Below are 12,196 nucleotides of genomic sequence, written 5' to 3' on the forward strand. Positions count from 1 at the left end.
CCCAGCAATGAGTATAAAAAGCAAACCTCCTTCACAATCTCGCCTGATCGGTAATGTTTTATTAGCCGTGGGCGGCTTATTTCTGATTGTTAACCTCCTTTTTCCGCAATTATTTGGCCCTAGCGTCCCCAAAGTTCCCTATAGTCTTTTTATCGACCAAGTGGAAGATGGCAACGTCGCTAGGGTATCCGTGGGACAGAATGAGATTCGATATCAGCTTAAAAACGACCAAGAGGGCAACTACGGACGAATTTTCAGCACTACACCGATTTTTGACCTAGAATTGCCCAAACGTCTGGAAGCTAAGGGCGTAGAATTCGCCGCCGCACCACCGCCAAAAAATGGCTGGATTGGTAGTGTCCTTAGTTGGGTGATTCCTCCCCTGATTTTTGTCGGTATTTGGCAATTTTTCCTCGCCCGCAGCGGTGGCGGTGGTCCGGCCGGGGCTTTATCGATTACCAAAAGTCGCGCTAAAGTCTATGTGGAAGGAGACACCACCAAAACCACTTTTCAAGATGTGGCTGGTGTGGAAGAAGCGAAAACCGAATTGGCCGAAATCGTCGAATTTCTCAAATATCCCCAACGTTACATTCAAATCGGGGCGCGGATTCCCAAGGGTGTCCTCCTCGTCGGTCCGCCGGGGACAGGAAAAACCCTGCTGGCAAAAGCAGTCGCAGGAGAAGCGGGGGTTCCTTTCTTTAGTATCTCAGGTTCGGAATTCGTGGAACTCTTTGTTGGTGCAGGGGCAGCCCGAGTGCGAGATCTGTTTGAACAGGCCAAGAAAAAAGCCCCCTGTATTATTTTTATCGATGAATTAGACGCGATCGGTAAATCTCGCGCTAACGGTAATTTTATGGGGGGTAACGATGAGCGGGAACAGACGTTAAACCAATTATTGACGGAAATGGACGGTTTTAACGCCGGCGATGCGACGGTGATCGTGCTGGCCGCCACTAATCGCCCGGAAACTCTTGATCCCGCCCTTTTACGCCCCGGCCGTTTTGATCGCCAAGTGTTAGTTGATCGCCCCGATCTGGCTGGTCGCTTAAAAATCCTTGAAATCTACGCAGGTAAGGTAAAATTAGGCTCGGATGTGGATTTAAAACAGATTGCTACTCGTACCCCCGGTTTTGCCGGTGCTGACTTAGCTAATCTAGTCAATGAGGCCGCTTTATTGGCAGCTCGCAATCAACGCAGCACCGTCGCCCAAGAGGACTTTAATGAGGCAATCGAGCGGGTAGTGGCTGGTTTAGAGAAAAAAAGCCGGGTTCTCTCGGAAAAAGAGAAGAAAATCGTCGCTTATCACGAAGTTGGTCACGCTCTCGTTGGTGCAGTTATGCCGGGGGGTGGTAAAGTTGCTAAGATTTCGATCGTGCCTCGCGGCATGGCAGCCCTCGGTTATACCCTGCAAATGCCCACGGAAGACCGTTTCCTTATGGATGATACGGAATTACGCGACCAAATTGCTACTCTTTTAGGTGGTCGGGCCGCCGAGGAAATTATCTTTGGTAGTATTACTACTGGGGCAGCTAATGACCTACAGCGGGCGACGGATTTGGCCGAACGCATGGTGACTACCTATGGTATGAGTAAGACCCTAGGCCCCCTGGCCTACGAAAAAGGTCAACAGAATAGTTTTCTGGGAGATGGTATGATGAATCCCCGGCGTTTGGTGAGCGATGACACGGCCAAAGCGATCGATAATGAAGTGAAAGAGATTGTCGAAAATGGTCATCAGCAGGCCCTGGATATCCTCGCTCAAAATCGCGATTTACTCGAAGAAATTGCCCAAGAAATCCTCAGTAAAGAGGTGATTGAAGGGGAACAATTACAGGTCCTGCTCGATCGCGTTAAACCCCTCGATCGAGAACCTGTTACTGTTTAGATTGATTTGATTTTTACCTTACCCCATCTTCAACAAAGATGGGGTTTCTCATCTAGAAATTTTGACCTTTAAGAGGGATTGGGGCTGAATATTGAGGAGATAATCCAGAAAAGTCTTGGCGATCACCGATAGTTTTTTATCCTTGGGATAAACCACATACCAATGGCGTTGGATGGGAAAATCTTCCACGTCAAGGATGGTAAATTCCCCATTAGGATGATCTAAATTTAAGACGTGCTGAGAAAGAACTGAAATTCCTAAACCACCAGCGATCGCTTGTTTAATGGCTTCATTATTGCCGATTTCCAAACGCAGAGATACGGTGATGCCATGGTCGAGAAAAATTTGCTGTACTGCCCGTCTAATTCCCGATCCCATTTCCCGCATAATAAAAGGTTCCCCTTGCAGTCGTTTAATTGGAATTTTTTTCTGTCCCGCTAGGGGGTGATCTTTGCGTGCAATGACCACAAGGGGATTTTCCAGAAACGGTTGAATCTCCAGGTTTAGATCTTGGGGGGGTTCGCTTAAAATATATAGGTCGTCAACATTATTGGTGATCCTTGCTTCTAGATCTTGGTGATTGGTCAATTCTAGGGACACATCCACCCCTTGGTACTGTTGACAAAAAGGACCGAGGATCTGAGGGATTAAATATTGGGCTGTGGATACCGCCGCTAAACGCAGTTTACCCTGTTTAATGCCCTTGATATCAGCGATCGCCATCTCAAAGTTATCAATATCCTTGAGGACTGCCTGACAGGTTACTAATAAACTGCGTCCGGCCTCGGTTAAATACAAACGTTTGCCTATCTGTTCAAACAGAGGCAGACCCACTGCTTTAGTCAGTTGTTTCATCTGGGTAGAAACGGTGGGTTGGGTGATCGATAGTTCTTCGGCAGCCCTGGTAAAACTGCCATGACGAGCGGTCGCTTCAAAGACAATCAGTTGATGTAAAGTGGCGTGAATCAAGAGAGGCCTCTAGAGAGCTACACTTCTGTTACTGCCTTGAGGAGCTTTGCTAAACAGAAGCAGGAATGGAGGGGAACGAGTAAAAACCTCCCCACCCCGCTTATATCATAGGTTTAAATCAATACTTTTGTAAAGATATATCGATTTAAACTCAATTTATAAAATTTGCTTGTCAAGATATCCGTTCTAGTATAGATTTATAACAATCGATCTTTAAAAACCATAAACTTTTGTCTATCAAGGCTGGTCTCTCAACCGCCAGCTTTGTTGTGGCAAAAAATCCTTTGCTCAGTTGGATTCTCATGGAAATAACCAATCGTATTCATTTTGACAATTTGCGGGGCGATATCTTTGGTGGTCTCACAGCTGCCATCGTTTCTCTCCCTCTAGCTCTCGCTTTCGGGGTAGCTTCTGGGGCTGGAGCGATCGCTGGTTTGTACGGTGCTGTCTGTGTGGGTTTTTTTGCTGCCCTTTTTGGTGGCACCCCCACGTTAATTTCGGAACCGACGGGGCCGATGACGGTAGTAATGACGGCGATCGTGGCCAGTTTAACCGCCAGAAATCCCGAATTAGGCCTACCCATGGCCTTTACGGTAGTCATGTTAGCGGGCATTTTCCAGATTCTGTTCGGTATCTTCAAAATGGGTAAATACATTACCCTGATGCCCTATAGCGTTATTTCTGGCTTTATGTCTGGGATCGGGGTAATCCTGATTATTCTGCAAATTCCGCCCTTTTTAGGGCAAGCCGCCCCCAAAGGAGGGGTTTTAGGCACAGTGCAGAAAATCCCGGAACTACTCTCTAATATCAATCCCCCTGAAGCCATTCTGGGGGCGATCACCTTGGCGATCATCTTCCTGATGCCCTCGAAATTCAAGCGTTTTGTCCCCCCTCAGTTATTAGCTTTGGTGATAGGAACTCTGATTTCGCTGTTTTTCTTCCAAGGTGCTGAAATTCGCCGGATTGGGGATATTCCCGTGGGTTTACCCACCCTGCAAATGCCCACCTTTAGTGCTGCCCAAATGATCACGATGTTGGTGGATGGGGCAGTTTTAGGGATGTTGGGTTGTATTGATACCCTATTAACGGCGGTAATTGCCGATAGTTTGACCCGTACCGAACACAAATCGAATAAAGAATTGATCGGTCAAGGTATTGGTAACTTAGTATCAGGAATCTGTGGCGGTTTACCCGGTGCCGGGGCCACGATGGGAACTGTCGTCAATATTCAAACCGGTGCGACCACTGCCCTTTCTGGCATCACTCGCGCTTTAATTTTATTAGTCGTCGTTCTCTGGGCCGCCGGTTTAACTAAGAGTATCCCCATGGCGGTATTAGCGGGGATTGCCCTAAAAGTGGGGATCGATATTCTCGACTGGAGTTTCCTGAAACGCTCCCACAAGATTTCTCTAAAAGGGACGCTAATCATGTACGGTGTACTGTTATTAACAGTATTCGTCGATCTGATCGTTGCTGTGGGTGTGGGGGTCTTTATTGCTAATATTCTCACCATTGATCGCCTCAGTGAACTGCAAGCGCAGGAAGTGAAAACGATCACCGATAACGATGACGAGATTCTCCTAAGTCCAGAAGAAAAACGGTTACTCAACCAAGCTAACGGTCGCATCATCCTATTTTATCTCAGTGGTCCGATGATCTTTGGAGTCTCGAAAGCGATCGCCAGGGAACACACAGCCATGAAGGAAGCGGATGTTTTAATCTTGGACTTGAGTGATGTGCCTTTGTTAGGGGTGACAGCTTCTTTAGCGATCGAAAATGCGATTAAAGATGCGATCGATAAAGGTTTACAAGTTTTTATCGTTGGTGCCACCAGCAAAATCCAGCATCGTTTGGAACGTCTCGGCATTTTAGCCCAAATCCCCCCCGATCATGTGCTAATGGACAGAACCATCGCCCTACAACAAGCGGTAACTTTTGTCAAGACCCATCCTCACCAAGAACCGGAGGATTTTGAGGTTAATCAAGGGGTTTACCCGACATAAATTTAACCGCATTGGGAAGTACGCCTGCTGTTGGGGTGAAGCACCTGACCCTTATTTTCTTTAACTCTTGAAAGTTCATTTGTATTAATACTCCTCATCAGGGGAGGCTTAAGGAGGTATTCGTGGATTTTTTGTCATTGTTTGTCATGGACTTTATCCAGCAGTTGCAGTCCCCAACACTGGCCTTTTTGATTGGTGGGATGATCATTGCTGCTCTCGGGAGTGAATTGGTCATTCCAGAGTCGATTTGTACGATCATCGTCTTCATGCTGCTGACCAAAATCGGTCTGACTGGCGGGATTGCCATCCGCAATTCCAACCTGACGGAAATGGTATTACCAATGATCTTTGCCGTCATAGTAGGGATTATTGTGGTCTTCGTCGCGCGCTATACCTTAGCCAATCTGCCCAAGGTGAAAGTGGTCGATGCGATCGCAACTGGGGGGTTATTTGGAGCCGTGAGTGGCTCGACTATGGCAGCCGGTCTGACGGTACTCGAAGAACAAAAGATCCCCTACGAGGCCTGGGCTGGCGCACTCTATCCTTTTATGGATATCCCGGCGCTGGTAACGGCGATCGTGGTGGCTAACATTTATCTTAACAAGAAGAAAAATAAACAAGCGGCCTACGACCATGAGTCTTTTAGCAAGCAGCCGGTGGCGGCCGGGGATTATTCCGATCAGCAGGATTATCCCAGCAGTCGGCAGGAGTATCTCAGCCTGCAGCAGCCGGCGGATAATCGGGTCAAGATCTGGCCGATCATTGAAGAAAGCCTTCGCGGACCGGCCCTATCGGCCATGTTATTAGGTCTGGCCCTGGGCATATTCACCCAGCCGGAAACTGTCTATAAAAGCTTCTACGATCCCCTCTTTCGCGGCTTGCTTTCGATCTTGATGCTGGTCATGGGAATGGAGGCTTGGTCAAGGGTGGGTGAACTGCGTAAGGTGGCCCAGTGGTATGTTGTCTATAGCGTCCTAGCACCGTTTGTACATGGGCTAATCGCCTTCGGTCTCGGTATGATTGCCCACTACGCCACTGGGTTCAGTTGGGGCGGTGTCGTGGTTCTGGCCGTCATCGCTTCCTCTAGTTCCGACATCTCTGGGCCGCCCACGTTGCGGGCCGGTATCCCCTCGGCTAATCCCTCCGCCTATATAGGCGCGTCCACGGCCATCGGTACGCCCGTAGCGATCGGCTTATGTATCCCGTTCTTCCTTGGTCTTGCCCAGGCCCTCAGCGGCGGCTAGGATTGTGGTCGGTGGGCGCTCCCTTGACGGGGCCTACCAAGCAAATAAGTGTACACATTTAAGGAGATAATCAACATGGCCAAACCAGCCAAAAAGCTCGTCATCGTCACAGAAAAGATTTTGCTGAAAAAAGTCGCCAAGATCATCGAAGAATGCGGGGCGACCGGTTACACGGTGATGGATACTGGCGGTAAGGGCAGCCGCAACGTGCGCTCTTCGGGACAACCCCACGTTTCCGAAACCGACAGTAATGTTAAGTTCGAGGTACTCACCCCCGATCGAATTATGGCCCAAAATATTGCCAAGCAGGTTGCCGATCAGTTTTTCCTCAATTTTGCGGGCATGATCTATATCTGTGACGCGGAGGTTCTGTACGGACAGAGTTTCTGTGGACCAGAGGGCTGTGGAATCTAGACAACTAATGCTTGTCTTGATCTGGGCAACCCCATCTGCAGCCTGACTGTCCTGGAGCGGTAGCCCTTTTTCCTATCCCCCAGTTTTATGACCACCTAAAACCTTTAACCCTCATCCCTTTAAACTGATGATTTTGTCCCCTATTCTGCCTCCTTCGATCGGGGAGATAGCGGCTCCCATGGCTCCGCTCCCCTTGCTCGCCACCGTTGTGGCCGAGGATTCACCGATTATTCTCTCCGGGGTATTGCTGACGCTGGTGGTGATTTATCTGGCCAGCAAGCTCGGCGCAGAGGCCGCCCGACGATTGGATTTTCCGCCCGTACTGGGAGAACTGGTCGCCGGTGTGATCGTCGGCGTTTCGGCCTTGCATCTGCTCATCTTTCCCGAAGGGGGACTATCGGCCTCCGACTCGCTGATTATGACGGTACTGCAAGGTTTGAATCAATTGGCCCCGGCTGCCGTAGACCGGATCTTTGAGTCCCAAAGTGAAGTGATTTCGGTTCTAGCTGAAATCGGTGTGATTATTCTGCTGTTTGAAATTGGCCTGGAATCGGATCTGCGACAACTCAAGGAAGTGGGAATTCAGGCCACGGTTGTGGCCTGTGTGGGGGTTGCAGCACCTTTTGCGGCAGGTACGGCCGGGTTAATGCTTGTCTTTCATGTGGCCGCCATCCCGGCGATTTTTGCGGGGGCTGCCTTAACGGCAACCAGTATCGGTATTACCTCGAAGGTGTTGTCAGAGTTAGGTCAACTCAAATCCAAAGAAGGGCAAATTATTGTCGGTGCGGCGGTGATCGATGATGTCCTTGGTATTATTGTTCTGGCTGTGGTCGCTAGTTTAGCCAAAACCGGTGAGATCGATGTGGTCAATGTTATTTATTTGATCGTCAGCGCTACGGCCTTTTTGATCGGATCAATTTTGTTAGGAGGTGTTTTTAACAAAAGTTTTGTGGCGATCGTGGAGCGGCTGAAAACAAGGGGAAATATTGTTATTCCAGCATTTGTCTTCGCTTTCTTTATGGCATTTTTGGGCAATGCTATTCATCTTGAAGCGATTTTAGGTGCTTTTGCTGCGGGTTTGGTGCTTGATGAAACTGATACCCGCAACGAGTTGGATGAGTTAATCAAACCGATCGCCGATTTGCTTGTGCCGATTTTCTTTGTGACGGTGGGAGCGCGTGCCGACCTCGGTGTTTTAAACCCAACGGTACCGGAGAATCGGGCCGGACTTTTGATTGCTGTCTTTTTGATGGTTGTGGCGATTATCGGTAAACTGGTGACGGGCTGGGCAGTTTTTGGTATATCCGGAATCAATCGTCTCGCCATCGGTGTGGGTATGATTCCCCGGGGTGAGGTGGGTCTAGTTTTTGCTGGGATTGGCTCGGCCAGCGGAATTTTGGATAAGCCTTTGGAGGTGTCGATTATTATTATGGTGATCCTGACCACTTTCCTGGCCCCTCCCTTCCTCAGAATCGCTTTTGGTAAGACGGAAGCTGTTCCCGAAACCCTAGAAAGCAAGGAACCGGCTAATCCTATTCCTTAATTTTGCGGGTAAAATCTGATTTTTTAGACGAGGCTGAAAATACTTCAGCCTTTTTTGTCGTTGATCACCGGCACGAGACAGGGCCGATGCCAATTTTGACATCCCGATTTAATCTTGACTGTCCCCTAACCGCTCCCTGAAATGAGGATAGTTCTGGGATTTATCGGTTAGAAAGAGCGCAGTTTCCCCGCGACCAACCCCATTCTTCCACTCCCACGGAAATTTGCGAACCGGGACGGACATCTCCTTTCGATAAGTCTATCAGAGTCACACTGACTGCGGCGAATAAACTGCCCCGATAAATCGGTTGTCCTTTGTTGTTAGTATTTTTAAAACTAAGGCTAGAAACTTGGGGGGGTTGACCGGAACGCGTCCAGCGAATGCGTTCAAAACGTCCATTGATAAATTCTGCCGAATAGGACCAACCGTTATTCATGCGGCCTCGACAAAAAAGCTGTTGTGTGGCTACGGTAGGGGGAATATTGACAGATAAACTCAGAAGGCTGAATGTAGCGAGAGCGATCGGCAAAAATTTCATAAAAGTTGGCACTATAGGGTCAAATAATCCTATTATAAGTTTTTAGTTCGCAAATTTAACTATCGCGGCCGCGGTAAGTTCCGGTTTTTCGAGATGGGGAACATGACCACAGCGAGGAATCCAGACCAGTTGATTATTGGGTAAGGCCTGCTGAAATATCTTCGCGTCTTTTGTGCCTAAAATTTGATCGTTTTCTCCCCAAATAATCAGCGTTTCTCGGTTTATTTGGCTTAATTTCGGTAAAAATGCCCCATAACCGCCACTTTTGGTAAAGGAGATTAAAGCCTCACTCCAGTGGGGACAATTCAGGTGCAGATTAGCACAGGTGCAAGCATCAACAGTGGCCAAAGTTGCATCAAAATAGGCGGTACGACTGATATTTTGACGCACGCGGGGATTGGCTAAAAAATTAGTTGCCCACTTATCGAGGGGAGAAAACATCAATTTACCCAAGACCGGGGGATTAGCTAGTCCTGCGCTGTCAATCAGGACTAATTTTGCCACTATTTCCGGGTAGGAGAGGGCGAAATCCAGGGCCACTGCACCCCCCATGGAAGCACCGACTAAAATTATCGGTTCTGCGATCGCAGTTCTCCAGAAATGGTAAAGATGGCTTTTAATAGTTTTCGGAGATACTTGTAAATCTGGGTATCGCTCAGTAAAACCGAAGCCGAGTAGATCTATCGCCCAAGTTTCCCTATTTCGGGCGAGTAAAGGTAGTAAACGCCGAAATTCCAGCAGGGAACTATCAAAACCGTGCAGGAGGACAAAAGGCGGTTGACCTTGCCCTTGTTGACTATAGGTAGTTAGAATCGAGCGGGGATAGATGGGGCTATCGATGGCAATTTGTTGGATATTTTCGAGGAGAGCAAGGGAGGTATCTTCACTCAATCCCTCCCTAACAGTGGGTAAAAAGTTAGGATAATTCACGGATGAGGGGGACAGTTTGATGAGGCAAGGGGCAAGAGGCAAGAGGTGTTTAGATATGTGTGGTTAATTAAACCTCTTGCATAATTAATTTTTGAGGGTTCAAAAACGGTAAGGATAAGGATTAAATTGCATAAAATCCTTAAATAGACCATTTAATTGATTATTGTTCATTCCTAATTCTCCTGACTCCTGACGACCGGCTACTGACTCCTAACCCTAACAACAATTTTTGATTTTTACAAGAGGTCTATTGTCTCTAGCTACAGATCCTAATAGCTAATTTCGAGGGTGACAGCAGCCCGCAGGGTTTGTTCCCCTCCGATAACCGGGCTACTGGCAGCATCGGCACTCCGAAAAACCGCTTCTGAGCGGGCTATTGGCACGGGATTACTGGTATTACCCACTTGGATAGAAACCGTTTCTTTCGGCACTAAACCGAGGGCTTGTAACACGATTGTAGCCTGTTCTCTAGCTTGTTCCGTGGCTTTGATGAGAGCGGTTCTTTGGGCAGCTGCGATCGCTGATTCTCCAGCAGTAAAACTGACCCCATCGATGCGTGTTGCCCCGACTTTGACCGCTTCATCGATTAAAATACCCGCTTGGGCTATATCAACCTGAAAACTAATCAAATTAGCCCCGATATAACCGATTAAACGTCTTTGATTGTTGCTGAAGTCGTAATTGGGCTGTAAACTGATGCCGGTGGTTTCCAATTTTTCCACTTGACGGGAACGGAGAAATTTAACCACCGCATCGCTACGATTGGCGGTTTCCCGCTGCACCTTACCCGCTTCTTTGCCTTGAATTTCTACCCCTAAGCGCACTATTGCTTGAGAAGTGGCGATATTTTCTATTCCTTCCCCCGTTACGGTAATTGTCCTCAATTCTCTTTCGTTTGCGTAACTAGGCATAACTAATCCAGTGTTGATGAGGATAAGGGACAGCAAAAAAGCCAAGCAAAATTTTCTGTAATTCATGAAAAATCCGTAGCGATCGATACTATATTTCGATTCTAGCCTTTATTTTGGGCAATTGAGTGGAAGATTATCCCTTTTCTGTCACTTTCGGAATATTAGTGACTAAGCTCTGGGAACTTGAGAAGGGGCCTTTAAGCAATGAGTGTGAAGAACCACAGAGACACAAAGAACACAAAGACCGATCGCTATTATAGCGGTTCTCGCATCTGTGCGGCACACTCAAACCTTTGCTGATTAAGCTGTTCAGGATCGGGAATGTACCTCTTGTGAATCAGAAACGCTATATATAAGCTAAACTTGTTACACAAAGAATAAGAGATCCGATTGGTTCGCACACTGGTGCTGTTGATTAAAAAGATAAATTCTCAAAACTTGCTATGATCTAACAAGATTGTTAATGCACTTTCTCGGCTTAATTATCCCCTGCAATGACGCGCCAAATTCACGACCAATTTGCCAAGGAATATTTAGAAGAACTCTTAGGGACTCTAGGGACGATTAAAAAGAGCAAGAAAGTCAAGAGTGAAGTCCAAGAAATCGATGTCTGGTTTGAACCAGCCAGTTCAGCATCAAGGACTGAATTACCCTTGGGCATACTCGCTAAAATGGCGGCGACTTGCTGCTTATTTGAACCCTTCCGTAACCCACCCTCCGAGGTAGAGATTCGCAGTTGCATCTCAAAGTTATATGCGGTTCATGGCGAAGTCTTAAGGAAGGCGAAAAGGACAAGCAAAACTCTAACAGAAGCTGAACTACCAGTTCTCTGGATTTTAACGCCTACTTTTTCGGCGAGAATGATTGAAGAAGTCGTGGGAATCCCCCCTTCATTCCTACCAGAAGAGGGGATGAAAGAGGAGTGGGGAAAAGGAGTTTATTTTTCCCCTAGCCTGTTCAAAACAGGAATCGTCGCCATCCATCAATTACCAATCAATGAGGAGACTTTATGGTTGAGGGTGCTAGGGAAAGGAGGTACACAGAAACGAGCAGTAGAAGAATTAGTGCAATTGCCTGAAGGTAATCCCTTCCAAGAGAATTTACTGGAAATTCTGGCCAACTGGCGCAAGAGTTTGGAATTAAGAGATAATTTAAGTGCCGAAGAACAGGAGGAGATTATGAACCTATCACCAGCTTATTTACAACAACGAGAAGAGTGGAAACAAGAAGGGATACAAGAAGGGATACAAGAAGGGATACAACGAGGCAGTTTAGAAGAACGGTATTCCCTGATAACCAGTCTTCTGGAAGGACGCTTTGGCAGCCTGGATGCAGAATTATCTGGTCTGGTGGAACAGATTGCCCAACTTCCCATCTCGGAACGCACCGGGTTACTTCTTTCTCTGGCTAATTTATCTCGCTCAGAACTGTTAGAAAGATTCAGGGAAAATTAAACTTTTAATACCCCTAAGCTAGGAAAAACTATTCCCAAGCATTAATAGAAAACGGGTTTCTCGGAGAAACCCGTTTTCTGTGCGTTACTCAACGGATTTAGTATGACAACTGATAAAAACACCTCCAATTAATGAAGGGGAATTGTGGGATTTTATTGATGGTTTTAGGAGACTTTTGTGGTTTCTTTTTCCGAAAAGACGGACAACAAAATGACAATACATATTTTGCTTTTTATAACTGTATTATAAGCTACATTTTTATAAATATTTTACATTCCTCTCCGTCAGGCTTCTTTGGCAAGGTT

10 protein-coding genes are annotated in these 12,196 nt (G+C 47.2%); 6 read left to right on the forward strand and 4 right to left on the reverse strand.

Features of this window, described 5'->3' with window-relative positions:
* The first annotated feature begins 7 nt into the window (after positions 1 to 7).
* A complete protein-coding gene (ftsH4, locus tag B5D77_RS12145; RefSeq protein ID WP_106908899.1) occupies positions 8 to 1,885 on the forward strand; it encodes an ATP-dependent zinc metalloprotease FtsH4 in 1,878 nt (625 codons plus the stop codon).
* Positions 1,886 to 1,933: 48 nt separating this feature from the next.
* On the opposite strand, the gene B5D77_RS12150 is transcribed toward ftsH4, so the two are convergent.
* Positions 1,934 to 2,854, reverse strand: coding sequence for a LysR family transcriptional regulator (locus B5D77_RS12150; protein WP_106908900.1), 921 nt, complete (start codon positions 2,852 to 2,854; stop codon positions 1,934 to 1,936).
* Positions 2,855 to 3,156: 302 nt separating this feature from the next.
* Here B5D77_RS12150 and B5D77_RS12155 point away from each other — a divergent pair, with 302 nt between their 5' ends.
* From B5D77_RS12155 to B5D77_RS12170, 4 genes are all read left to right on the forward strand, one after another.
* On the forward strand, positions 3,157 to 4,857 hold the full coding sequence (locus B5D77_RS12155; protein ID WP_106909996.1) for a SulP family inorganic anion transporter: 1,701 nt from the start codon (positions 3,157 to 3,159) through the stop codon (positions 4,855 to 4,857).
* 122 nt (positions 4,858 to 4,979) lie between these two features.
* Positions 4,980 to 6,101 carry a sodium-dependent bicarbonate transport family permease gene (locus tag B5D77_RS12160; protein ID WP_106908901.1) on the forward strand — a complete coding sequence of 374 codons (1,122 nt, stop codon included), beginning with the start codon at positions 4,980 to 4,982 and terminating at the stop codon, positions 6,099 to 6,101.
* 75 nt (positions 6,102 to 6,176) lie between these two features.
* A complete protein-coding gene (locus tag B5D77_RS12165) occupies positions 6,177 to 6,515 on the forward strand; it encodes a P-II family nitrogen regulator (RefSeq protein ID WP_008207213.1) in 339 nt (112 codons plus the stop codon).
* Positions 6,516 to 6,642: 127 nt separating this feature from the next.
* The gene (locus tag B5D77_RS12170) at positions 6,643 to 8,058 is read left to right on the forward strand and encodes a cation:proton antiporter (RefSeq protein ID WP_106908902.1); all 1,416 of its coding nucleotides are present in this window, start codon (positions 6,643 to 6,645) and stop codon (positions 8,056 to 8,058) included.
* A 160-nt stretch (positions 8,059 to 8,218) separates the two neighbouring features.
* On the opposite strand, the gene B5D77_RS12175 is transcribed toward B5D77_RS12170, so the two are convergent.
* The 3 genes from B5D77_RS12175 to B5D77_RS12185 all read right to left on the reverse strand — a co-directional run bounded on the left by B5D77_RS12175 (position 8,219) and on the right by B5D77_RS12185 (position 10,503).
* Positions 8,219 to 8,596: a hypothetical protein gene (locus B5D77_RS12175; RefSeq protein WP_008207217.1), complete on the reverse strand. Its 378-nt coding sequence runs from the start codon at positions 8,594 to 8,596 to the stop codon at positions 8,219 to 8,221.
* A 42-nt stretch (positions 8,597 to 8,638) separates the two neighbouring features.
* Entirely contained in the window at positions 8,639 to 9,526 is an 888-nt protein-coding gene (locus tag B5D77_RS12180) for an alpha/beta fold hydrolase (RefSeq protein ID WP_008207219.1), read from the reverse strand.
* A gap of 269 nt (positions 9,527 to 9,795) precedes the next feature.
* Complete coding sequence (locus tag B5D77_RS12185) at positions 9,796 to 10,503, reverse strand: SIMPL domain-containing protein (protein WP_004268195.1); 708 nt, start codon at positions 10,501 to 10,503, stop codon at positions 9,796 to 9,798.
* A 428-nt stretch (positions 10,504 to 10,931) separates the two neighbouring features.
* Here B5D77_RS12185 and B5D77_RS12190 point away from each other — a divergent pair, with 428 nt between their 5' ends.
* A complete protein-coding gene (locus B5D77_RS12190) occupies positions 10,932 to 11,891 on the forward strand; it encodes a hypothetical protein (RefSeq protein ID WP_106908903.1) in 960 nt (319 codons plus the stop codon).
* Positions 11,892 to 12,196 lie beyond the last annotated feature (305 nt).

This window comes from Microcystis sp. MC19, assembly GCF_003019735.1.
Lineage (GTDB): Bacteria > Cyanobacteriota > Cyanobacteriia > Cyanobacteriales > Microcystaceae > Microcystis.

Bases quoted from the DNA above. Each gene is read 5' to 3' on its own strand.
- B5D77_RS12155 (WP_106909996.1), top strand. From the start codon at position 3,157: ATGGAAATAACCAATCGTATTCATTTTGACAATTTGCGGGGCGATATC.
- B5D77_RS12190 (WP_106908903.1), top strand. From the start codon at position 10,932: ATGACGCGCCAAATTCACGACCAATTTGCCAAGGAATATTTAGAAGAA.
- B5D77_RS12170 (WP_106908902.1), top strand. From the start codon at position 6,643: ATGATTTTGTCCCCTATTCTGCCTCCTTCGATCGGGGAGATAGCGGCT.
- ftsH4 (WP_106908899.1), top strand. From the start codon at position 8: ATGAGTATAAAAAGCAAACCTCCTTCACAATCTCGCCTGATCGGTAAT.
- B5D77_RS12175 (WP_008207217.1), bottom strand. From the start codon at position 8,596: ATGAAATTTTTGCCGATCGCTCTCGCTACATTCAGCCTTCTGAGTTTA.
- B5D77_RS12185 (WP_004268195.1), bottom strand. From the start codon at position 10,503: ATGAATTACAGAAAATTTTGCTTGGCTTTTTTGCTGTCCCTTATCCTC.
- B5D77_RS12165 (WP_008207213.1), top strand. From the start codon at position 6,177: ATGGCCAAACCAGCCAAAAAGCTCGTCATCGTCACAGAAAAGATTTTG.